Source organism: Bradyrhizobium sp. ORS 111 (assembly GCF_045571485.1).
Lineage (GTDB): Bacteria > Pseudomonadota > Alphaproteobacteria > Rhizobiales > Xanthobacteraceae > Bradyrhizobium.
In genome coordinates this window covers 54,722-78,305 of record NZ_CP120702.1, presented here as the reverse complement: position 1 = coordinate 78,305, position 23,584 = coordinate 54,722, and the positions used below count along the sequence as shown (strand labels likewise).

Annotated in this window: 16 protein-coding genes and 1 pseudogene; 9 read left to right on the top strand and 8 right to left on the bottom strand. The window is 58.0% G+C overall.

Features of this window, described 5'->3' with window-relative positions:
- Positions 1-9: 9 nt before the first annotated feature.
- The 4 genes from P6U30_RS37305 (at position 10) to P6U30_RS37290 (ending at position 8,160) form a co-directional block, all read left to right on the top strand.
- The gene (locus tag P6U30_RS37305; RefSeq protein ID WP_407170697.1) at positions 10-3,837 is read left to right on the top strand and encodes an alpha/beta fold hydrolase; all 3,828 of its coding nucleotides are present in this window, start codon (positions 10-12) and stop codon (positions 3,835-3,837) included.
- Between the two features lie 78 nt (positions 3,838-3,915).
- Positions 3,916-5,349: an alpha/beta hydrolase family protein gene (locus P6U30_RS37300; protein ID WP_407170696.1), complete on the top strand. Its 1,434-nt coding sequence runs from the start codon at positions 3,916-3,918 to the stop codon at positions 5,347-5,349.
- 415 nt (positions 5,350-5,764) lie between these two features.
- A complete protein-coding gene (locus P6U30_RS37295) occupies positions 5,765-6,571 on the top strand; it encodes a TIGR04325 family methyltransferase (protein ID WP_407170695.1) in 807 nt (268 codons plus the stop codon).
- Positions 6,572-6,864: 293 nt separating this feature from the next.
- Positions 6,865-8,160, top strand: a complete 1,296-nt coding sequence (locus tag P6U30_RS37290; protein ID WP_407170694.1) for a lipopolysaccharide biosynthesis protein — start codon at positions 6,865-6,867, stop codon at positions 8,158-8,160.
- A gap of 63 nt (positions 8,161-8,223) precedes the next feature.
- Here the strand turns inward: P6U30_RS37290 and P6U30_RS37285 are convergent, their stop codons facing one another.
- Positions 8,224-8,526 (bottom strand): PilZ domain-containing protein, encoded by a 303-nt coding sequence (locus tag P6U30_RS37285; RefSeq protein WP_407170693.1) that lies wholly within the window; start codon positions 8,524-8,526, stop codon positions 8,224-8,226.
- Positions 8,526-9,305 carry a DUF2336 domain-containing protein gene (locus tag P6U30_RS37280; RefSeq protein WP_407170692.1) on the bottom strand — a complete coding sequence of 260 codons (780 nt, stop codon included), beginning with the start codon at positions 9,303-9,305 and terminating at the stop codon, positions 8,526-8,528. Before P6U30_RS37280 ends, P6U30_RS37285 begins: the two co-directional genes overlap by 1 nt.
- 160 nt (positions 9,306-9,465) lie before the next feature.
- Between P6U30_RS37280 and istA the strand changes: the two genes are divergently transcribed.
- A complete protein-coding gene (istA, locus tag P6U30_RS37275; protein WP_407169139.1) occupies positions 9,466-10,728 on the top strand; it encodes an IS21 family transposase in 1,263 nt (420 codons plus the stop codon).
- Positions 10,725-11,581: pseudogene (gene istB, locus P6U30_RS37270) on the top strand (IS21-like element helper ATPase IstB). Before istA ends, istB begins: the two are co-directional and overlap by 4 nt.
- 20 nt (positions 11,582-11,601) lie before the next feature.
- Here the strand turns inward: istB and P6U30_RS37265 are convergent.
- Both P6U30_RS37265 and P6U30_RS37260 read right to left on the bottom strand, forming a co-directional pair.
- Entirely contained in the window at positions 11,602-12,000 is a 399-nt protein-coding gene (locus tag P6U30_RS37265) for a hypothetical protein (RefSeq protein WP_407170691.1), read from the bottom strand.
- 607 nt (positions 12,001-12,607) lie between these two features.
- A complete protein-coding gene (locus P6U30_RS37260; RefSeq protein ID WP_407170690.1) occupies positions 12,608-14,848 on the bottom strand; it encodes a polysaccharide biosynthesis tyrosine autokinase in 2,241 nt (746 codons plus the stop codon).
- A gap of 299 nt (positions 14,849-15,147) precedes the next feature.
- Between P6U30_RS37260 and P6U30_RS37255 the strand changes: the two genes are divergently transcribed.
- From P6U30_RS37255 to P6U30_RS37245, 3 genes are all read left to right on the top strand, one after another.
- A complete protein-coding gene (locus P6U30_RS37255; RefSeq protein ID WP_407170689.1) occupies positions 15,148-16,491 on the top strand; it encodes an O-antigen ligase family protein in 1,344 nt (447 codons plus the stop codon).
- Positions 16,492-16,647: 156 nt separating this feature from the next.
- The gene (locus P6U30_RS37250; protein WP_407170688.1) at positions 16,648-17,445 is read left to right on the top strand and encodes a class I SAM-dependent methyltransferase; all 798 of its coding nucleotides are present in this window, start codon (positions 16,648-16,650) and stop codon (positions 17,443-17,445) included.
- A gap of 92 nt (positions 17,446-17,537) precedes the next feature.
- Positions 17,538-18,923, top strand: a complete 1,386-nt coding sequence (locus tag P6U30_RS37245; protein WP_407170687.1) for a hypothetical protein — start codon at positions 17,538-17,540, stop codon at positions 18,921-18,923.
- 5 nt (positions 18,924-18,928) lie between these two features.
- Here P6U30_RS37245 and P6U30_RS37240 read toward each other — a convergent pair whose 3' ends face one another.
- From P6U30_RS37240 to P6U30_RS37225, 4 genes are read right to left on the bottom strand one after another with little or no spacing between them, the layout of a single operon-like run.
- The gene (locus tag P6U30_RS37240) at positions 18,929-19,672 is read right to left on the bottom strand and encodes an SDR family oxidoreductase (RefSeq protein WP_407170686.1); all 744 of its coding nucleotides are present in this window, start codon (positions 19,670-19,672) and stop codon (positions 18,929-18,931) included.
- On the bottom strand, positions 19,672-21,003 hold the full coding sequence (locus P6U30_RS37235; protein WP_407170685.1) for an FAD-dependent oxidoreductase: 1,332 nt from the start codon (positions 21,001-21,003) through the stop codon (positions 19,672-19,674). The genes P6U30_RS37240 and P6U30_RS37235 overlap by 1 nt, the downstream gene beginning before the upstream one ends.
- A complete protein-coding gene (locus tag P6U30_RS37230; protein ID WP_407170684.1) occupies positions 20,966-21,403 on the bottom strand; it encodes a GtrA family protein in 438 nt (145 codons plus the stop codon). The genes P6U30_RS37235 and P6U30_RS37230 overlap by 38 nt, the downstream gene beginning before the upstream one ends.
- A gap of 14 nt (positions 21,404-21,417) precedes the next feature.
- Positions 21,418-22,869 carry a UbiA family prenyltransferase gene (locus tag P6U30_RS37225; protein ID WP_407170745.1) on the bottom strand — a complete coding sequence of 484 codons (1,452 nt, stop codon included), beginning with the start codon at positions 22,867-22,869 and terminating at the stop codon, positions 21,418-21,420.
- Positions 22,870-23,584 lie beyond the last annotated feature (715 nt).

Genomic DNA, 23,584 nt, shown 5'->3' with positions numbered 1-23,584 from the left:
GATGACGACGTGCTCGCATTCCCAGTCTCGCCTGCGCAAAAGCGCATCTGGCTCGCGCACGAAGATCAACCGGCTTACAACGCTTCTTTCCGATGGGTTCTGACAGGGAGCCTGGATCTTCCCATCCTACAACGATGCTTCAATGACATTGTCGCTCGCCATGAGGCGTTGCGCGCAACGTTCGCGCGCATCGATGGGGAGCTCCATCAGTTGGTCTCGTCATCGTTGAGACTGCTGATCCCGGTCACCGATTTGAGCAGTCTGCCAACCTCCGACAGGGACACGGAGGTCGAGCGGATGTGCCTTGCCGAGGCGACGCGGCCATTCAACCTCGAAAAGGGCCCCCTCATTAGGGTCGGCCTAATACACATCGCCGAAGAGCACTATATCCTTATGCTTACGTTGCATCACATTATCTGTGATGGATGGTCAATAGGCGTCATCATGCGCGAGCTGCGGACGCTTTATACGGCTCTGTCCGAGGACAAGCCCCCAACTCTGGCTCCGCTACCGATTCAATTTCCCGACTACGTCATTTGGAGCGCAGAACGCGCGCGGAAGACCCGCGAGCAGGAATTGGCGTATTGGACATCCAAGCTCCAGGGTTACCGCCCGTTCAGGTTACAGCCGGACAGACAGGTCTCGGGCAATCGCACCAACGATGGCGCGATCGTGTCACGTCTCTTGCCTAAAGACTTGACGGACGCCCTAAGGGCCTTCAGCGAGCGCTACTCCGGCACGATGTTCAGCACGACTTTGGCAGCCTGCGTCGCAGTTCTACACCGGCATTCGAAGGCGACAGACATTGCCGTCTGGACGCCGCTCGCGGGCCGCAATTTGGCAGAACTCGAGGGGCTGGTCGGACTTTTCGTCAACCAGGTTGCGATCCGGCTACATGCTTCGGGAGATCCACGATTTTCGGAACTGGCAGCGCGCGCCCGCGACAACGTGTGGGAACTCCTCGCCCATCAGGATCTTCCCTTCGAGGCCGTCGTGGACGCACTCCCTGAAGACGGCAAGCCCCCAGACCAGCCTCTCTGTTTTGTGAATTTCGTCTGTCAGCGAGCCTTTGGCGGCGCAGTGCATTCGGAGTTTGACTTTCCGGGCGTCCGGGTCCGGCCTATACCGTCGATATCACCGGGTGCACTCTATGACCTCAACTTTTTTCTCGTGGAACGTGAAGACGGCTGGCGTTTGTCGCTCGAATACAACACCAACCTTTACACTCCGGCCACCGCTGCTCGGCTGGTCGACGACTTCGATGGTACCCTTCGCGCCGTTGTTTCAGACCACGATATAAGGTTATCCGGGCTGCCCGGTCCGACCAATGATGCGGCTCAGACGCTCGACTCAGGGTCGAGCAATAGTGCTCTTGGACCCGTCGCTCCCTCGCCCCCCATTGAAGATGATCCGGATATCTGCACGCTTCCAGCCAGCGTCAGCCAGCTTCGATTCTGGCGCCTATCAAGATTGAGACCGGATAGCTCTGCCTTTAACATGCCGGCCTCGATCCGGATTGACGGCTCTCTCTCGGTCCCACTCCTCCAGGAAAGCCTAAATATCCTCGCTGCGCGGCATGAGATCCTTCGCACGACCTTCAATGAATCCTCAGGAGAGCTAGTCCAGGTCATCTCAGGTCATGGGACCTTCCCGCTGCAGCATTCGGACCTTCAGAACACATCCGAGCTGGACGATTTCAATCTTGACGACGTGCTGCGCGACGAAGCCCATGTTCCATTTGACCTTGAGCGCGGGCCACTGGCCAGGGCTCGGTTGTTCCGTCTCGGGCCGCAGGATCACGCGCTGATTGTTACGCTCCATCACATCATCTCCGACGGTTGGTCGCAAAGCATACTTCAACGCGAGCTTTGGGCTTCGTACGAGGCACTTGCCGAGAGGCGAGAGCCGGACCTCCTGCCAATGGCTATCCAGTACGCGGATTTCGCGGTCTGGCAGAATGATTGGTTGACCTCGCAGGAAGCCGTTCAACATCTTGCTTATTGGATGAAGTCACTTGCGGGACCGCTTCCCGTGCTGGACTTTCCGACCGATCATATTCCTGGCCAGCGGCCAGACGTGCGTGGCGCCGTTGAGCGCGTGCAATTGCCCGATGAGCTAATACAGCGATTGAAGAGCCGCGGCCGGTCGGCGAACGTCACGATGTACATGCTCACGCTCGCGGCTTTTGCCGTACTGCTCGAGCGCTACACGTCTCAACATGACCTGACGATAGGGTCACCGAGTGCAAATCGCAACTCGCAGACCGAGCCGATGATCGGCCCATTTTCCGGACCGATCGCCCTCCGCCTCAACCTCGCCGACGATCCCACTTTGAACGATGTTCTCAAGCACGCCGGTCAAGTCACTATGGACGCGCTCGACCACGCCGTGTACCCCTTTGAGAGCATGATGGAGCGGCTCAAGATGCGGTCGGTTCGAGGCCGCAATCCTCTTTTTCAGTTTTACTTCCTTTATCAAACAGCATTTCTTCAGCACCGCGAGGCAGCGGGACTGGCAATAACGCCAATTCCTACGGTGAGCGTCGGCAATCCTTTCGAACTGCAGCTCGCCATCATTGAACGTGGCCACGACGTATGGCTGAACCTGGAATATGATCGCGGCTTGTTCGAACCTGATTCAGTTCTCAGTATCTTGGCATACTATACGCACATTCTCGAACAGATCGCAGCCGATCCCGACCAACGGATATCGGCGTTGCGGTTACCGCCTGGCGCCAGGGACTCCGCCAGATCTGTGTCGGAAGACATTCGGCCGCGGGATTTCTTGGCACCGCGAAATCCAGTCGAGACGCAGTTGGCTACGATTTGGGAAGCACTGTTCGATCTACCACAAGTCGGCATTCGCGATGACTTCTTCGAGCTGGGCGGCCACTCGCTTCTGGCGGCATCATTAATCTCCAGGATCGAGAAGGAATTCGGCACTAAGATTGATCTCTCCCTGCTGCTGGTCGACCGCACGATTGAACAACTCGCCGAAGCCATCGTGGGTGTCGACGGAAATCAGCGCTCATCGCTGATCCCTCTTCGCGCATCAGGAACTAAGACCCCCTTGTTCTGTGTGCACGGAGGCGGTGGTCACGTACTTGGATATGAAGAGCTGGCGAAGTCGCTGCCTAGCGACCAGCCGGTATACGGCTTAGCCTCGCCCGAGCTTGACGGTGTTCAACGAGCCATGACCGTTGCCGAACTCGCCCGGTTTTATAACAGCGAAATCCGCCGCATTCAGCCCCAAGGGCAATACCAGCTCTGCGGTTACTCCTTTGGAGGCTATGTCGCGCTCGAAATGGCAGCGCAACTCATCGCGGAGGGGGAGGATGTCCCAGTTCTTGTGATGTTGGACACGGGCAACTCCGGGTACTATCGACATCTGCCCTTTGACCAGTGGACACGGTTTTGGAGCGTGCGGATCGCTGATCGGATTTGGCGCTATTACCGGCGGCTAGCGGACCATAAAATCGACATCGCCATTTCAAGTGCGTTCTTCTTTGTCCGAAAGAATGTGCGCTTAAGGCTGTGGACGCTTGCTCAACGGGTATTTCGCGTTGCCAACCGTCCCATGCCAGTGCAACTGAGGGACAACTTAACGATGTTCAAGGCCACGGCACGATCATATGAGCCGCGGCCTCTCCAGGCTCGAATCATCCTATTCCGGGTCGATGGGCGGGATCCTGAGTATAGCCTCAATGAGTCACTGGGTTGGGAGCTGGTTGCCCAAAAGGGAGTCGAGGTTCATCACGTACCGGGCGATCACCTGTCGTTCATGCGTCAACCCATCGTTGGCAGGGTTGCCGAGCAACTGCAGCCGTATCTGACATGAAGCTAGCCTGCGGCCATCGGATATCCCTGCGGGACGAGCCGCTTCTTCAGGAACGGTTCGGTAGCCACGGTCAGACCAATGCGCATACTTGAGCTTTGCGTCACCGTCGGGCTCTTTGTCTACCTGGCAGATCAGCTCTCAGCCCACCGGCATGGTTACGTCGGATTGCACTATCTGCCCATCATCTGCGTTGCGGCCACGGTCGCGCACGTTTGGTTCGAGGGATATCGATGGCAAATGCTGCCGATCTATCTCGTCGTTGCCGGTTGCGCCGTGCAACCCATCGTTCCGCGTTGGACATCCGATGTGCAGCTGCAGTACCTCGGTTGCTTGATGGCTCTCTGTTTCCTCGGAGGCGGCCTGACGTTGAGCACCGTCTTCCCGGTATTCGAACTTCCCGCACCGGATGGGCCGTATGAGGTCGGAACCGACGTTAGACATGTCATGGACCCGCACAGGCTCGAGCCGGCGGCGCCTACCCATTCACGCGAGCTAATGCTTCAGATCTGGTATCCGGCAGGCGGATCAGCCAAAACAGAGTTAGCTCCTTACCAGGAGCGCGCCACTACGACGGGTTGGGATGCTTATTTCGCACTGGCGAAGACCCATTCGGTCGCTCACGCGCCGGTTGCAGTCTCCAATTCGCGCTATCCGGTCGTGCTGTACGCGCCATCATGGACTGGTATGCGAACCGAGAACACACATCTGGCGGAGCAGCTCGCAAGTCACGGCTATGTCGTCGTCGGAATGGACCATCCCTATAGCTCGCTCGCAACCGCCTTTCCTGATGGCCGGGTGGTCAGGACCAAATTGTCCGACGAAGGCTTTTACTCTTCAGATGAGTCGTTTCGCCGTTTTCTGGAGACGGCCGAGACGGAAATCCGGACCAGGGCGGACGATGCGCGATTTGTCCTGGACACCCTTCATGACCTGAACGAGGCTGACCCTCAAGGCCGCTTCACTGGCCGGCTCAATCTCGATCACATCGGCATATTCGGCTTCTCTCTTGGTGGAGGCGTTGCCGCGCAAGCTTGCTGGCTCGACGACCGGTTTAAAGCCTGCCTCAACATGGACGGCCTAATGGCCGGCGAATCGCTAAGCAGAGGTACGCGTGCGCCTCTTTTCACCATGAGTGAAGCCGATCCACTTCCTCCAGATTCAGTGCCAAACATTACTCCGACGAAGCGTCGCGAAATGGCACTCGATCGTGACCAGTTTCTGCAACTCCGGACGTTGCTATCCACACATGGAGGCTACTGGCTCACCCTCAAGCGAGCCAAGCATTTCAACTTTTCGGATTACCCGTTTTCGTCTCCAATACGGCTGTTTGGTCGTTCAGGCGCAATCGGACCAACGAAGGCGGCCCAGATTGTCGACAAGTACGCCCTTGCATTCTTCGCATGCTATCTCAAGGGCACCACCCAGCCCATCTTGGAAGATGCCCCGATCGATACCCCAGATCTCCAATTCCAGAGGACGACGCCCGCCCTGTGCCGATCGCGCAGAGCTTAGCATTAGCACTGTCGGACGCGACGGATCAGGTCTTCGCGAAAGTTGCATAATGAGCCGCCGCCCGGAACCGACGCTTCTTCTTGCGCAAAGCATGAGCGGCGGCAGGTCGGTGACGCGCCCAGACGTAGGCCACCAAGGGCCTTCGAAATTGAGCTCGGCGTCAGTTGTCATTAACCAAACAACCCACGCTTACCTTGTTGATCGTATGTGACTTTAAGTCGCGCAGTGACAATTCTGAACGGAACGGGTATTTCCGGGGTATTACTGTGGGAGGAGGAGCCGCAGCCGACCGGCTGTGGCGGTGGACTTCCTGAATTGGGCCGGGAGATCCGCCGATCGAATCGGCCGTCCATTTTAACGCTTAGTTCGCGCCCTTTTTCGACTCGCGATTCCAGGCTGAACGTCGATCGTAAACATGTCCAAGTTGCCTCAGACGCTCCAACGCTACCGTTCGTCCTTTCCAGTAATCGTGGTTCAGGCCGCCTTCGGGCGACTCCTTGCTTTTCTCAGGTCACCCTACCTTCGCCACCGGGGCGCCTACGCGACCTTGGAAGAAGCCGTCGCCTCTGTGCGGCGTGGTGCGCTTGTTGGATACGATAACGATGAAGTCGTTATGCATTCATTCGAATATATGTCCGAACTCAAGCTCGAGGATTACCCGATATTGTTCTGGCTCGGCCGTCTAGCGCAATCGACCAACGTCATTCTGGACGCCGGTGGACATCTTGCCACCAAATACCGAGCTTTCCGAACGCACCTGCCACTTACCGAAACGGCCGAGTGGATCATCTACGATGTCCCCGCGATCGTTCGGGCGGGACGCCGGCTCGTGGAACGGGGAGAGCTCCAAGGCCCCAAATTCATTGATAACTTGGCCGACGCGCCCGACGCAGACGTTCTGCTCGCTTCCGGCTTGTTGCAGTACCTTGATGTTCCGCTTGAGGACTTCTTGAGAGAGCTGCCCGCTTTGCCGCGCCACCTGCTGCTCAACAAGGTTCAGACCCGCGACGGCCCAACCGTAATTACTCTCGAAAACTTCGGCTGCGCCGAAGTCCCCTACCAGATACGCGACCGAGTGGAATTCGTGAGGTCGCTGGAAAAACTTGGCTATGAAGTTGTCGATGAATGGTCGATTCCGGCGCTGTCTCGAACAATTCAAACCCATCCCCATTTGGGACGGTCGACGAGCCGCGGCTACTATGCTCGGTTGCGCAGCAAATGACGGTCGGCGGCTGAAACGGGATAGAATGCCTCTTTGTAACAATCCATCCCGGTACGGCTCGCCAGGCCAATGCTCGAGCCCCCCGGTGGAAGGACGTGTTGCTCCGCGACTGGCGACCGAATAAGGTCGGCCAAGGTAGCGGTTCGTCCAACCAGATAACTCATTTCGATTAGATAGGCGGACAGCATTCGTGCCGCACAAGTATCGTTTACGTTCTCAATCGCGCTTTGGTCCTCACACCGGGGCTAAAGCTCAAGTGCGCGCTGCAGACCTCGCGCCGGAAGTCATCCAACATGTCTAGCGTTGCGACGTTTCTGCAGCCAAAATTACCGATGCTTCGGCTGCTCGCCGGCTCGATCAGCAGCCTGGCGATTGGGGTCTTGGCCCAGGCGGTGGCCTTCGTCCTGCTCGCTCGGTATCTCGGCACGACCCAGTTCGGGGAACTCACGACTATCAGCGCAGTGACGGCTTTGGCGAATACCTGGTGCGGGTTCGGCCCCGGCGAAGTCCTGCGACGGATAGTCAGCCGCGACGCGTCCGATTATCCCGAAGCGCTCGGGCACACCATCTTGATGATTCTGATCACGGGAATCGTTCTCACGGTCCTGCTGATCGGCGGGATGCTGATGTTTCCTCCGCCGGACGGTGGCATTGGTTCGGCCGAGCGGCTGCAGATCCTGCTCCTGCTCGTGCCCATCAACGTGATGTTCCCTTCCTTCTTCAACCTCGTCGAGAACGTTTTTCTGGCCCACGGCGACTTCCGGCGTGGCAACTTCATCAATGGCGGCAGCGGAGTCGCACGCGCACTTGCCGCGGTGGTGGCTTGCGGCCTGTTTGGCGTCACATCATTACGGGACTGGGCGCTATGGTGGGCAGCCGTTCACCTGGCGATCGGCGTGATCTGTGTGATCATGATTCGACGGTTTGGCCTCCCGCGCTGGAACATCCTTCGTCGTGAGGCTTGGCTGGGCGGGAATCTGGCCTTTTCAAGCTTTCTGATCATGCTTCGGCACAACGTTGACGTACTTGTTCTCAGCGCCGTCACTTCGCCGGACTTCGTTGGCGTATATGGCGCTGGCCGAAGATTGATAGGCGCCGCACTCGTCGTCCCGGGCGCCTTCGACAGGGTCATCTACGGTAAGCTCGCGGTCGCCGGCAAAAATGGCGCTCGTGCCAGTCTGCGTCTGGCAACGAAGTATCTTCCCTATTCGCTATTGATCAGCGCCGCGACCAGCGCAGGTCTCTTTCTGGTTGCACCATACGCATCCCTTGTCTTCGGTCACGCCTTTGCTCCCGCTTCAGATGTCATAAGGACGTTGGCCTGGACAGTTATTCCAACCGCCGTGCAGTTCTTGGCATTCGACGCCCTCAATGCGGCAGAGCATCATAAGGTATCAACGATCGTAAGTGGCGTTACGAATACTGTCGGCGCACTGATGGTCGTCCTGCTGGGTAGCACATACGGGACAGTTGGCATCTATGTCGCGCTGTACTTCTCCGACCTCGCACGCGGAGGAGGGCTTTGGACAGCCCTCAACATGCTGGCCGGTGGTCGACAGTCCGCCCAAACTCGGGCCGAGCGATCATAGAGAGAACCGCCGGTCATGAAGTCTGATCGAGTGGTTGGTCGACCCACGTGCTCTTGTGGGTCCTCATTTGGGAATGATAGGGCGCCTCTTGTCCTTCTTCTCCTCAATGAACCGTACGCCGACCTGTGCGCCCTCGACGCGGACCAGTTCGCAGCGACGATAGGCTAATCCTCTTGACGACAGCAGCAGGAAGAATTCTTGCGCTCGCAGCACGTCGAGCGTCCCGTCGACTTCCAGCCTGGCACCACTCTGCGAGACGTCGAGCAGGACACAGCTCCGTCGCCAAGTTCCGTCGATGCCCATGAGGTTCACCGGGTAGCGCGTCTCGAGACGAACGCGCTCCGCCTTGCGGCTCCCATATGCCATCAGCGTTCTCCGGCCGTAGCTGAGAACGCGGCGGTCAGTTCGGTGATCGAGCCGAACCGGATCGTGCGCTGCGCGACCGAGAGCGAGAGCGCGTCAAACATATGTCTGACGCGATCCAACTCCTTTGCCGCGACCGCTGGCTTGCCCTCCCGATTCTTGACGATGGCGACAGTCGTATCCCAGTTCAGTCGCGATGCCCTGCAAGCGACGATCAGGCCAGTGATATCAGCGGCTTCCATCAACGGCTCGATCGTCTCAATCGGGACGGCGACGAGCTGCGCCAATGCCGCTACAACATTGCTGTGCTCGCCCCTCATCGCGAAACGATTGACGCTCGAATCGTTCAATTGCCCGGCCTTGTTAAGGGCCTTAACCGTGGCCTGCGCATCCTCGTAGTTGACGATCTTCCGTGCGACGGCCCGTGGAGTGCCCGCTTCGATGGCGATGCGGATCGTACTCTGCGCGGATGGCGGGGCACATTTGACGAGCCGAGGCAGCAAGCGCGGGGGCACCCTCGCAATCAGGTCGTCAAGGACGCGGGGTGGTAGGTCACCGCGCGATATCAGCGAGCAGGCGATGTCTTCGTCGCGTTCGGCCGCATCGACCAGCATGGCGAACCCCGCGCCGTCAATGACGGCACCGGGATTGCGAGCCAGTGCGCGTGCTACGTTACTATCGCCGCGCATCAACAGAATGTCCGCGAGTTCCCGATCCACGATCTTGCGGCCGGCGATGGCACACAGATGTCCTTCGGCGCGCATCCACGCGATATCTGTCACTGGGCGGTGAATACTCCCCAAATATGGGCATCGAAAATTCCCTAGCTGGCATCCCAGCCTGAAGGGGCGCGGCGCGTAGGCCCCACATACCGGAGCGCTGCGGCCCCTTCAGGCTTTCCGCATCCGATCCTGTCCCGAAGTGATTCGGGGGGCGGAACGGATGATCCAGCTTGGAGATCTCATCGTGATTTTGGACCTTCACCGTCAGGGCTTGTCGATTAGCGCGATTGCCCGGCGCACGGGGCGCGACCCGAAAACGATCCGCAAATACATCGCGCGTGGTCTCGAGCCACCCGCCTATGGCCCTCGCCAGGCTGGCCGGCCGAACAAACTCGCACCCTATCTGGACTATTTGCGCGAGCGCATCGCCGCATTCCCCGACTTGAGTGCCATCCGGTTAACGCGCGAGCTTCGCGAGCGTGGCTACACCGGCGCCTACACGGCCGTGAAACGCTTCGCGGCTGCGATCCGTCCCGACAACGCACCTAAACCCTTTGAGGTGCGATTTGAGACGCCTGCCGGGAAGCAGGCGCAAGTGGACTTTGCTCGCTTCGTGACCATCTTCACCGACGAGCCCGGTGTGACACGGATCATTTGGCTGTTCTCGATGGTGCTCGGCCATTCGCGGTTCATCTTCGCCCGCTTCGTCATGCATCAGGACCTGCAGACGCTGCTGCGCTGCCACATACAGGCTTTTGCGGTCATCGGCGGTGTCCCGATCGAGATCCTTTACGACCGCATGAAGACGGCCGTGACGGGCGAGGACGGCGATGGTCACATCGTCTATAACCGGTCGCTCCTGGCGCTCGCACAACATTACGGCTTCCATCCGAGGGCCTGCCGGCCGTACCGCGCCAAGACCAAGGGCAAGGTCGAGCGTCCGTTCAGCTACATCCGGCAGGACTTCTTCCTCGCGCGCAGCTTCCGCAATCTCGACGATCTCAACACCCAGCTCGATGACTGGCTCGCGACGGTTGCGAACGTACGCGTGCATGGCACCACGCAGAAAGTCGTCGCTGAGGCGTTTGCCGCCGAAAGACCCGAGCTGCAGGCGTTGCCGGCAGGGCCGTTCGACGCGCTGCTCAAACTCGAGCGCCGTGTCAGCCACGACGGGCTCGTGTCGATCGGCGGCAACTATTACAGCGTACCAGACCGTACGCGGCGCATTGTCGAAGTGCAGCAATTGCCTGATGTAATCCGCATTCTCGACCAAGGCGAAATCGTCGCCGTCCATCCCGTTCTGGAAGGCCGCCGGCGAACTCGCGTCGCCCCCGAGCATCGCCAGGCCGTCAACCGATCCAGGTCGCGACCTGGCGTGTCCGAAGCCCTCGTCGGTCGGGCCGGCGATCACATCCCACGACGGTCGTTGGAGTTTTACCAAGCTGTCGGCAAACGGCTCGCCCACTCGGGAGGCCGGCCATGACCATCCACACGCAACCGGCAGCGATCGACAGCGTCAAGAAAAGCCTGGTCGCACTCAGGATGCCACGTGCGCTGGAAATATTGGACACTACGCTGCGGCGAGTCGAACAGGGTGAGGTCACCTGGATTGAGGCGCTCGATCAGCTGCTTGTCGAGGAGCTGACGTTGCGCGACAATCGCCGTGTCAGCACCGCGCTGAGAATGTCTCGCCTGACCACCGTCAAAACGCTCGCCGGCTTCGACTTCGCATTCCAGCCCTCGCTCGATCGCAATCGCATCCTGGCGCTTGCCGAATTGAAGTTCATCGACCGCGCCGAGGTGGTCCATCTGCTTGGGCCACCCGGCACCGGCAAGAGCCATCTCGCGACGGCGCTCGCGGTCGAGGCCGTCAAGGCGGAAAGAGCGTCGCGTTCGCCACGCTCGCCGACATCGTCACCACCCTCGCAAAAGCCGAACGCGAAGGCACTTTGCGCGAGCGCCTGCGGTTCCTCGCCCGCGCCTCCCTCCTTGTCGTCGACGAGATCGGTTACCTCCCGGTCGTGCCCGGCGGCGGCAATCTGTTCTTCCAGTTGGTCAACGCCCGCTATGAAAAAGGCGCGATGATCCTCACTTCGAACCGCGGCTTCGCCGAATGGGGCGAGGTCTTTGGTGATGCCGTCGTCGCCACAGCATTGCTTGATCGCCTGCTTCACCACGCAGTTGTTATCCAAATCGAGGGATCGAGCTATCGGCTTCGCCAGCACGCTGCCCTCGTACCGGAAAACGTCCGCTCGCGCCCGCTCACAAACCCGCCGCAGCCCAAGCGCCGCGGCCGCCCACCCGGAAGGACCAATAACGATCCCGATAGCGGCTGATCCCCGAACCACAATCACCGTCACCTAGGGAAATTTGGAAGCCCATTCTTACGGAAAGTTCGCTGCCCGTTGACAATATCAACCAAATCGGCATCAGGAACACAGTCGCATTGCCGCAGGATAGGGGCGGCCACATCAGCGTCATCGTGATTGGCCAGCCGTCGGGCCAACTCCCTTGGCACCGAGCGCAAATCGGCAAACGAGCGGCTGAGCATGGTCAGGCTTCGTAACGCGACACCCTCCGCTAAGCGGATCAGGATGTCGTCGAACATCTCGATCTGGCGCTCACTCAGCCGATGAGCGTGCTCAATGAACAGTCCGGCCACCTGCCGCAACATCTGCTCACGGCGGTCTGGCAGGCTGGCTCCCAAAACATGGTCGAGTTCGGCAATAAGGTCAGTCGAGGCAATGGCTGTCATGCGGCACCTAAAACAGCTCCGCGACAAGGAACGTCATTACTCCCAAAGCAAGTTTGCCCGCTAAACGTTAACGCACATTTTAGAAAATGATGGGGGATGCACAAACAAACAGCCTGCCGGCGACCCCGGGCCGTGCGGCTTCTGTCGCTCGTCAGGCAGCGACGAGCTCGAAATGCTTCCGACGGATCAGGGCTGTCACCCCACTGAATATTCCCTGGTCCGAACCATGATGCGTCAACGACCCGAAGCCGTCCAAGGTCGCGGCCTTGGTCACCGGTTACCTCGCCAGCATTGCGCAACGCTAGTAGCGCTGGACTAGCTTGGTCTCCGCGGAGACTGCGCACGCGTCGCGCCGTTCGCGACGTACAATAAGCGGGCTATTGATATGGGGCACGGTCGCAGTGGCGACCGGAGCGTTGGTGTCCAGTCCGATCGACTAGTCGTGCTCCGTCCGCTGCGATTGCCCCTATGAAATCACCCGCACAGTCGCGACGACGCTCGAAGCGGTCGCAGCGACTCACCGACGACCTCACACGCCTGCGCCATTGTCCGACGCCGACCACTCCTGATGCGATGTGACCTCGGTACAGCGAGGGTGCTGTTCAAGCTAGTGCGTATAACCGTACTGCGCGTAATGCTTGTTGACGTAGTAGCTACGGTTCTCGGCATCATACTTGTACAGTTTATCCATATCCACTTTGTTGAGGATCACGCCCAGTGTGTTTTCAGTGATACTGGGCGCCCTTCCGAGCGCGTGCTCGACGACGTCGACCTTCGTGGCACCCCATTCGACGACAAACAAGTACGCATCAATCAAATGCGTCGTCGCCTTCGCATCGATAACTGGCGCGAGCGGCGGCAGGTCAACAATCACGTAGTTATATTCGTCCCGCAGCTTGTCGATGAACATCTTCGTAAGCTGCGCGCCCATGATTTCGTTGCTTTGAACAAATAGGCTCTTGGTAATCGTGGGCAAGAACGAGAGATACTTTGACTGATCGGACCAAAGCGCATCGGCTAGCGACGCCCTTCCTGAGATGACGTCGAGGAAGCCCACGCTGGCCTTGGGCGCGAGCGTCCGCGTAAGCGCCGGATTTCGCAGATCGAAGTCCAGCAGCATGACCTTAGCGCCCGCCGCAGCAATCGTCAGCGCGAGAGACGCCGCGATGGTCGACTTGCCCTCGCGAGGCAGCGATGACGTCAAGCCGATCACCTTGGCCCCCTTGCTCGGGCAGTTCAGATCTATCGCCAACTTTATCGACCGCATTGCTTCGGCGCTGCTCGAAAGCGGCGCCTCGATGCTGGCCCACGCCGCGCCCTTTGAGCGCAATAGCTGCCGCTCGCCTCCTTGAGCTACCGCGCGAACAGCATCCGGCTCCGCCGCGTCTTCCTTCCACAAAGGTACGGGCGTGATGCAATTCATCTGCAGCTTCCGCTCCAGTTGGCTGACGCTGCGAAATTTGTTGTCGGTGAACTCACGGAGGAGGGCCAGACCGACTCCGATGGATATCCCGCCGCCGAGAATAGCAGCCAGAATCTTCAGGGTTGACTTAAATTCCCGATCCAGGGGCGGAGCGGCTCGCGTGATCACCCGTGCTTCCGTCACGGGGAATGATTTCTGCTCGACGGATTCGAGGTACCGCTTGTTCAGATTTTCATACAATTCCTTGGTCGACGCCGCCGTGCTCTCGAGTTCACGCAACTTGACCTGATTGCGATTCGAGGATTCCGCCTGGGAAACAGATTGAGCCACTTCCGCTTCCAGATTCTTTTCTTTCCGCACTGCAAGGTCGTAGTCGCTCTTGAATGCCTCGCCGACACGACGCAGTTCGTCGATCATTGCCGACCGTACCTGCATGACCTGACTGTGCAGATTGATCACTGCGAGATGCTCACGGCCAAACTTCGCAGTCCACTCCCTCTCCCTGCCGGTAAGCTCGATAAGCTGACCTCGCAGCTTTGCGATTGTCTCGTTAATTGGAACGTCGGTCACCAGCGTGTTCGAGTTCTCGGCCGACAGCGCCGCCTGCACAACAGTGTTGACTCGCTCAAGCCGCGCCTTGGCCTCTGACGTTTGTCCACGTGCAGTGAGCAACTGACTGTTCAGCTCGGAGAGCTGCTGCTCACTCATGAGCCGCCCGCCGGTATCGATGATGTTGTTCTTGGCCTTGAACTCGACGACGGCACGCTGCGCCGCCTGTGTCTGCTCTCGCGTTTCCTTGACCCGGCCCTCCAGCCATGCACTCGCCTGTCGCGTGGCTTGATATTTCGAATCTAGCTGATCGGCGATGTACGCATCAGCAAACGCATTGGCAAACTCGGCCGCCCGCACGGGATTGCCATTTTCGTAATTGATCTCGATGATCCAGGCGATGCCAAGCCGCTTCACCGTCAAATGTTTCTGAAGCACGGCTACCAGTTGCCGCGTGTATTCGAACTCGGTCAGCGGCCTAGACGAGCCGAAGAAGCCGTCTTTTGCTGGCGGGATGTTGTCCGTGAGATGAAGCTTCTTGATTACCTCGAGCGCCAGCTTCTCCGACTTTATTATTTCGAGCTGGCTCTCGACTGCTGAGGACGTGTCAATGATCAACTCGCCCGCCGGTTGGAACAATTGAAACTTGGCGGTATCGATCCCCACTGTTGCCGTCGCTTTATAGTTAGCCGGCGCCAGTAGGACGTACAGACCGGCGATGCAGACCGCTGCAGCCACCGACGTCGCGAGCACCCACGCCTGACGTCGGAGAAATCCGACGGCCATTTGGATATATTGCGAGGGCGAACCCGCAGCCGGGTTAAAGGATTCAAGTTCAAACGACGAAAGCTTATGATCTTTGCTTACGTGAAGCATCAAAGATTCCAAACTATTTGCTAGGTCGACCGAATGATTTAAATTAGCATGCTCCGGCGGCTTCTTCCATTAGGAACTGTATCTCATTCCGGGTTTTTACTCTTCCCAGAGTTACCAATTAAAGTTAACATATTGAATTGATGATCCATTTCCGTTTCTTCATTTGATTGGGCATCGATGGACCCTAAACTGGTGGCCCGGCGTCCGAGGCTGATTAAGGGCCACATGCGGCGGACCGCGACGTCTTCGCAGTCGAGAGCCCCTCGGCGGGCGACATACCATCAATACTGAGACGTTAGATGAACATTGTTCCTGACCGTGCGACGTCTCTGGCAATGGGCACCACAAGACAGTTGGCCGAGGCTGGACTCGATGGCGTCTCCACGGTCGGCTTGCCAGTTCGATTGCTGCTCGCTGTCATCATCATTTTCTCCTTCCCAGCATTTACGATCCAGTTGGCCTTGGACATGACAACCGGCAGGTGGGTTGGCTCACCCGTGCTCCAACTGGTGACAATCACAACAGAGCTCTTTGTCTTCGCTTCCATCCTGCTTTCCAGACCAACCGGCAGGCTCGTTCTTCAATGCTGGCCGATCTGGGTCCTAATCATTACGGCGTTTGCATCGGCCGCGTGGTCATACAACCGCGGCGCCACCCTTCAGGCAGCCAATACTTACATGACCACCGCGCTGCTCGGCTTGGTGGTTGTCGGCCTCCTCCCGGGGTTTCGTGGCATCAAGTTCGTGATCAGGACCATGGCGGTGGGATGCCTTTTGAGCATCGTTTGGGTCCTGTGCTTTCCCGAGACCGCGATTCATCAGTTGACCGATCCGTATCAAACCGTTCACGCTGGATTATGGCGAGGAGTGTTCAGCCACAAACAGGGCTTGGGCTACTTCTCCGGGCTGACCGCGGGGCTCCTACTGTTCTACAGGACCTCCATCTTTCCAGCGCCGGTGTGGGCTTTCTTTCTCGGTTGCAGCCTGACCTGCTTGGCAGGCACTCAGTCCGCGACCGGCATCGTCGCCGCTGCGATAACTCCCGGTTTCCTTTACATGGCCTATTTTATCGCGCGCCTGCCCACGCCGTTACGGCAGCCAATGTTTATTAAATGGGCGATCGCCCTCGGATTGATCGGGATCGGCTTTAAGGTTGGCATTCTCGACTATGTCATCGTAGGCATTCTCGGGAAATCGACCGACCTGACTGGCCGCGCGGACTTCTGGCCGATTATCTTGAAGAACTTCTATAGCTCGGGATTTAGCTTGCAGGGCGGAGGTTTCGGCGCAAAGGTTGCGGCAGACATGTCTGAATGGAGCGTCGATAACGGCTTCATCGACAAATTTCTGGAATTCGGATACCTTTTTACCCCGCTTATTTATGGAATTTTTGTAGCGACCTTGTGGGGTGGCGTCAGGCTGGTAGTCACCGGTCGCCCGGAGTGGGCACGAACAAATATTTTTCCTTTTGCGATCTGGTCTGTCACTCTCATTCTAAACATTACCGAAAGTAACTTCATGACGAAATGTCTGAGTACGGTTTTGATGTCGATGGCCGTCGCTCTCATCTTCCAGCAGCGAGAGCTCAGCACAGGCGCGCCGCGTATTCGCGACGCGCCAAGCCGATTTGGCCTGCGCGGCTGAGTTCGCGCAGCAGACGCTGCCCTAGCACGGTTGCAGACTGCAGAGGTTGTCCGAAGCGTAGACACCGCGTTGCCCCATGAAGTGTTCAAACGTGTCGGGCGCGCCGTACGTCGTATTGATCGTGGAACGCCCGCGCGAACTTTGAGGTATCACCTTATGAGCATGACTATGGCGTCAAGACCGGACGGATACGATCAGGACTCTCCTGTTCGCCGTCGCAAGGCATCGATCATGGGGGACGTCCGTCCCGAAGTCCTCGCTGGCGGAATTATCCGAGACGACGGCGAGATTGAGTTCTTTCTCCGGGTGAATGCTCTGCTGCACTCCGACATGACGGTTCTGGATCTCGGCGCCGGCCGGGGCGCGGTGTTCATGAGCGGAAAATGGGAGCTGAGAGAGCGGCTCGCTAAGCTGCAGGGCAAGGTGCAGAAAGTGATCGGGATCGACGTTGATGACGGCGTTCTGGATCATCCGTACCTGGATGAGAAGCACGTCGTTCAGGTGGACGCGCCGCTCCCGCTAGCAGACCAATCAGTTGATTTGATCGTCGCCCATTGGGTTTTCGAGCACGTTCAAAATCCCGCTCACCTTGCCTCGGAGTTCTTCAGAGTCCTCAAGCCCGGCGGGTGGATTTGCGCTCGCACGCCGCACCGTTGGAGCTATGTCGGCATAGCGACTTGCTTGCTACCCGAGGGGCTCCAGCGCGCCGTACTCAAGTGGATCAAGCCTCAGTTCGAAGCGCAAGACAAGTTTCCGACTGCTTATCGGCTGAACTCTTTCAGCGCACTAAGAAGGTACTTCTCCCAATCGAAATGGCTCAATTGCTCCTACGGCGTAAATTCCGCGCCCCGCTATCATTTCGAAAGTCGCTCGATATTTCGGCTTCTCTCGGCGTATCAATCCGTGGCGTGGCCAAAGACGGACCTCATCGTACTTATTCAGAAACGGCTTTGATGAATTATTGCAGGCCTTCGGAGCGGTCCAGCACCGTTCAAGCCCGAGTGCCATCAGGCATCGCGCCAGGCCCTTTGTCGGAAACACATTCCATGCCCCGCTCAGACCAACGACAACTACAACTGGCCGACGAGCGTGTCCGCCTGGTTCCTATCGCCTTGTTCCTTGGCGCCCTTTTCATCGGCATTCACGCGTGCCTGTTCTATTTTGACGTAACCGACCCTGCTGCTTTCCTCAGAGGTGATCGCGCGATTGATCGGCTTGCGCATGTTCACGGGCTTCTGGCGGCGGGTTCGTCTGCGATCATACATGCGGCGCTTGATTCCGGCGTTCCAGGAGACTTTCTGCAGCATGCGGTCTTGTATGCCATCGGAGGGCGCTACCTCGTCATCGTCGCCCAGATTGCGCTGCAGTTGTTCACGCTTCTTCTTGTGTACAGCTTCGTGGCACGAACTTCCGGCAGTGCGAAGATTGCCGCAACGGCCGGAATGCTCATCGTCATCATGCCAGGTAGTTTGCTGAACCCGCATCTGCTGGTTACCGAAGCGTGGTTCACCGCCCTTCTCATGATCGGCACGGTAAGCATTTGTGAGGCTGTTGACGCAAAGCGCGACGCGCCATCACCAGCTTATCTTTACCTAGGCTTCGCCAGCCTTGGATTGGCGTCCGCCATCCGACCGCAGGGCCTGTTGATCCCCTTGGTGCTAACAACCTATCTGCTTTTCGCATTTCCCAAGGCGCGAGGAGCCTCGCTGAAGGCTGCGCTTCTGGCATATGCCGTGTTTCCGCTTTCCTGGATGACGCTTAGATTCTTGCTGGTTGGGGACTTCGGCCTGGGGTCCTCCAATGCGGATCTTGCTACAAATCTGGCATTCCGCGCGGACCGCATCCTATCGCTACCACTCGACAGCACCGGACGAATGGATTTGCTTCCCTTCATCCATCTCGCGCTGTCTCATCCTTTGGCATTTTTCAACACGCTCTATGCCGACGCGTTCAATTTGATCCTGAATCCCGGCGCAAATCACCTGTTCGGCTATTACCTTCAATTTGGCGAGACTCCCAATGGATTTTCCTGGCTCAAAGTCCGAGATCAGTCGGGGATGGGGGGAGTCGTCGCCGAAGTGCTCACGCGGAACGCCAAACTGGTGGCGCTCTTCGGGATCTGGACGGCAATTCACGCGGCAGTTCTGTTTGGGGTCGCTAGGGCCTGTATAGAGATTGTTCGCGACAGACGCAGCATGCCTCCATGGATCTGGATTGTGATGATTGTTGTCGTGACAACAGCGTTGTCCGGCTTTGCGGCAGGTCTTGTCCGGTGGAACCTTCGTTCTGGAGTCGAGCCGTTGCTCGCCGTCTTGGCTGCCTATGGACTCTTTGCCGGCAACCTCGTGAGCAGCCGGTCGCAGCCAGTCAGTTCCATCCCGGACGCCTCGGGCCTCTACCGTGATCCAGGCCGACTGAAACATGCGGAGTGAAGCGACTAGAGCCTTAGCTTTTTGAACAGTCGCTCGGGAATCGCACGGATAACCGCCATGATGATTCGCCAGATTGGTCTGACGTACAACACATCACCACGCCCAGTCTCTGTTGCTCTGTAGACCGCCCGGGCGACTTCGTCCGGCTCGGCCGTCAGAGCTGACGGCAACTTCATATTTTGCGTCATTCGGGTATGGACGTATCCAGGCTTGATTGTCACGACTCGAACACGCGATGCTGCCAACCGATTTCTCAATCCGGACAGGAACGCCGTAAAGCCCGCCTTTGCAGCACCATAGGCATAATTGGACGCGCGACCGCGGTCTCCTGCCACCGAACTGACGCCCACGAGCGTTCCCCATCCGCGCTCGCTCATCCTCTCGGCGAACAGTCCAAGAAGCAACGCCGGCCCCTCGAAGTTCGTACGCATCACCGTGCTCGCGTGGTCAAGGTCGCGTTGCGCACGCCGCTGGTCGCCCAGCTCGCCGATCACGCAAACGACCGTATCGGGCAGAATGGGCAGTCCATCGACAAAGCTTTCGAAATGGTCGATACGCAATATATCAAGCGCTCGTAACTCCACCTCAGCGCCGGTTCTCGTCGTGATATCGCGAACGTTTCGTTCGGCTGACACCGGGTCTCGAGCGGTCACGATAAGCCGATACCCGGCGTTGCCATAAGCGATAGCGGTCGCCAAACCAATGTCGGAGGTGCAACCAAGAAGTAGCATCGTTTTCTGCGTTTGCATCAAATGCCCAGTCTTTCAGACAAGCGAGAGACGATCCGAGCGTCGGCCCCCACCGACCGCCTGATGTCACGAAAAGCCGCCAGACCGGGGTAGCCCGCCTCGAAAGTATCTCGAGATTGCCTGGCATCCTTGGCCAGATAAATTCGACCACCCGCCTCGACCACCACCCGATCTATTTCCTCGAGAAGTGGAAATACCTTCGCATTGACCGGAAAGTCGATCGCAAGCGTGAACCCGTCGATTGGAAATGACATCGTTCCAAATCCGTTACCCAACTGCTTGAGAACCGCAAGGAAGGACGCATTCGCTTGACGCGAGATCCGATCAAGCACCTCGCCCAGCGCCGCTGCGGCGCGATCCACCGGCAGTACGCTTTGATGTTGTACAAATCCGCGGCGACCGTAGATCCGATTCCACGCGCCGACCCCGTCAAGGGGAAAGAAGTAAGGCTCCCAGTGCATGAAACCTGAACTATTCCCATTCGCGGAGCCCCGCCTAAAGTAAGCTTCGTTGAACAAGCCGACCGTCATCCGATTGAGCGTCCACGATGGAAGGTCGAATGGAACGTTCACTCGCCGTTGTGCACGCCGAGGGAATAGTTCTCCAAACTTCGCCGCCGCCGGGAGCTCGTCTTGCCTTGCATGCTCTCCGACGTAAATGAGCGAACGTCCCATGGCCGGCCCCCGGGCCAGACAATCAATCCAAGCGACTGAATAGGTCGCCTCGGCCGTCTGTTGCAGCGCCTGTATAGCACCCTCAAGGTTTTCGGTGACGACCGTTCGGGTTTTGATCCATCCGCTTTCGACCCGTCGCAGACCGAGAGTCACTTCGACTATGGTTCCTGTAAGCCCCATCCCACCGATCGTCGCAACGAACAGGGCTGCGTTCTCCGCCCACGAGCAGGTGACGAGCTCGCCGCTCGGAAGAACGAGCTTCAAGGCATGCACGTGGTGGCCAAACCCACCATCACGATGGTGGTTCTTGCCATGCACATCCGCTGCGACCATTCCGCCAACGGTGACAAACTGCGTCCCCGGAACCACGGGCGGGAACAATCCTCGCGGTAAGAAGACATCAATAATGTCGGATAGCAGCACTCCGGACTCGACCGTCAGCTCCGCCGTAGCGGGAGCGAAAGACACCATCCTGTTTAATCCGGCAACCTGTAGCGTGGTGTCTCTACCGATTGCCGCGTCGCCATAGGCGCGTCCGTTGCCACGTGCAATATAGCCGCCGGATTCGCGGTGAATCTGCCCAACGGCGTCTGGACACGTGAGCTTGGTTGCCCGGCTCTCATGAAAGGGGAAGCGTCCCCAGCCGGCGAGTCTCATAGCTATCCTGCTTCCTGAACACGAAGATCTTATCCAACGAATACTTCGCCGCGTAGCCCGCGATCAAACCGATGATGGCGCCGGCACACTTTGCGGTCTCTGAATGCCATACATGCCAGAATGCGAGTTCCGTTGCCCAGAACACAGCCGTCGTGGCAACGCCAAACGCACCATAGAGGACAATCTTTCTTAGCTCGCTGGCCGAAGACGTATAGCTGTCCCGAAAGATCCATCGCTTGTCGAGAATGTACTTTAACGCAAAGCCTGCCGCGGTCCCCGAAACCATTGATACCACAAGGGGCGTCCCAGGAGCCGTGACGTAGACGACCGACTCCTGGACTCCAAGATTGCCCAACATCGATACTATCGCGAAAAGGGCATATCGCACAGCGATGGCCATCGTGGGCAATTCCATCAGATGGCTGCAAGAATAAGCGCGCCGACGATAAGCCCCGCGACAATACTGTTCCTGTCGCGCAAGGCGAATGCGATCGGATCGTCCTCCATGTGTCGGCGGTGCGCCATCATCAAGGCTCGACTGATCCAGTACAAAAGCACGGGACAAATAAACCAAAGGAGCTGAGGACGTCGGTACAACGAGTGAACCGCGTCAGACGAGATGTAGAGCGCGAATACAGTAATAGCGTTGAAGCCTGCTGCAGCGGCGAGTCCCGCGACGACATCGAGATCCCCAAGCTTGTAGTTCCGGTTTTCCGGTTGGGGCAAGCCGGAGTCTACGCGTACAGCCAGTTCGACATAACGCTTGATCAACGCCAATGCCATAAAGAAGAACATCGAGAAGGCCAGCAACCACTCGGAGAAGGTCACCTGAACAGCCACGGCTCCGGCGACGAGACGGATCACATAGAGCATCGCCAACGCAATGACATCGACAAGCATCTTTCGCTTGAGTACGAAGGAATACGCCGTCGTCAAAATGAAATAGCCGAGCAGAACGGCCATAAACTGCAACGAAACGAGAAGGCCGATCGCCGCTGCGGCAACAAGGAGTATCGGGACAACGACAACGGCATCTCGAAGCGGGATTAAGCCGCTCGCCAACGGACGATTGCGTTTCGTTGGATGCAGACGATCCGCTTGCAGATCGATCAGATCGTTCAGAACGTATACGCCGGAAGCGCAGAGAGAGAAGGCCACAAACGCCAGAACGGCTTCAACAATTGTGCTGATCGAAAATTGATGCGCGAGAAGCAGAGGGACGAAGACCAGTATGTTCTTGGCATACTGGTGGACGCGCAGCAACTTAGTCCAAGTTCGCCATGTCGGCCGCGCCGCCGGCAGATGCTCAGCATTCAACCCAAGCTGTGCCAGCGTGCGCTTCACCCCAGCGGGAGCTCGGATCGCAATCGCATTGACGGCTGACGTCCACACCGGCACGTCGGCCCGGTCGTTGCCGATGTAATCGTACCCGCATTCCTGAAATTCCAGATCGAGGCGGTCTGCTTTCGTGCGAGCGGCAAGGTTGACGCCTCCATCCGACGCAAACCAACCAGAGAAAACGCCGAGGTGATCGGCGACCGCCTTGACCAGACGCTGGTCACTTGCGGATGCAAGATAAACTGGACGTCCCAGGTCCCTCGCTTGTTGGATGCGGGCCAGCACCGCGTCGTCGTAAGGGAGGACCGTCGGATCGAACGCGGCCGATTTCGCCAGCCGTTCCTTCAGCGCGGCTTTTCCTCGAAGCAGTGCAGCGCAAAGATCAATGATCGAGCGGGGGTCTCGCCCAAGCTCCGAGAAACCAGTTTCAAGCAAGAGATCCGATCGGACCAGAGTGCCATCGAGGTCGACGACCAAGGGCCTGAGATCGGGAGCGACCCTTGGTACTGGCGAGGCAATCGTCAGCATAATATTCGACCCCATCAAAAAAAATCATCTAACTGCTCAAGAATATGGCCCCAACTCTAAGCTGGCAGCGTCCAAAAGACGAGTCTGTCACGGATATTTCGTAAACGGGAACTCGCTCATCGCGTCGGCGGCTACACGGCGCCGAAGCCGCAACGTGCCGGCAGCCGAGAATACGTTGGGCAGGCAGCCGGCAATTCAGAGGTCCGGTTCTTCGAGCCGACTGGGGCGAGCATTATTCGCGAGCGGCTTCACGGATCCGCGTGATTCCAGACCAAATGCCGCACCTCGTTCAAAAACTGTAGTATTTTGGTACTATCGCACCATTCGGCCGATTTCAACAATAATGAGCCCGCCATTGTCACACTTTGAACAATCCCGGTTCCTAGCGCTGCCGCATTGGTCGTTAACCATGTTCATGTTGGGCGTAGCCATCGGAAGAGCGGTGGGGTCACCTCGCGCTGGGGAAATCGCGAGGGGCTTTCGCCTCAATGAACTGGAATATCTGAGAAGGCCGACCTTGAGGGGGCATCATGTTGCTGACGCTATGCAATCAGAGGGTGACAAAGTGGACAGAACCGAATTCGCATAATTGCGGGCCACGGGGAAATAACACGGCAAATGCAACGGTTCGACCGAGCAAGTCTGACCAATCCGTGGCTTTTCTAAAACTATACTCTTTTAAAGAGCAGGTTCTTCATGAGTGCCACTTAGTTTG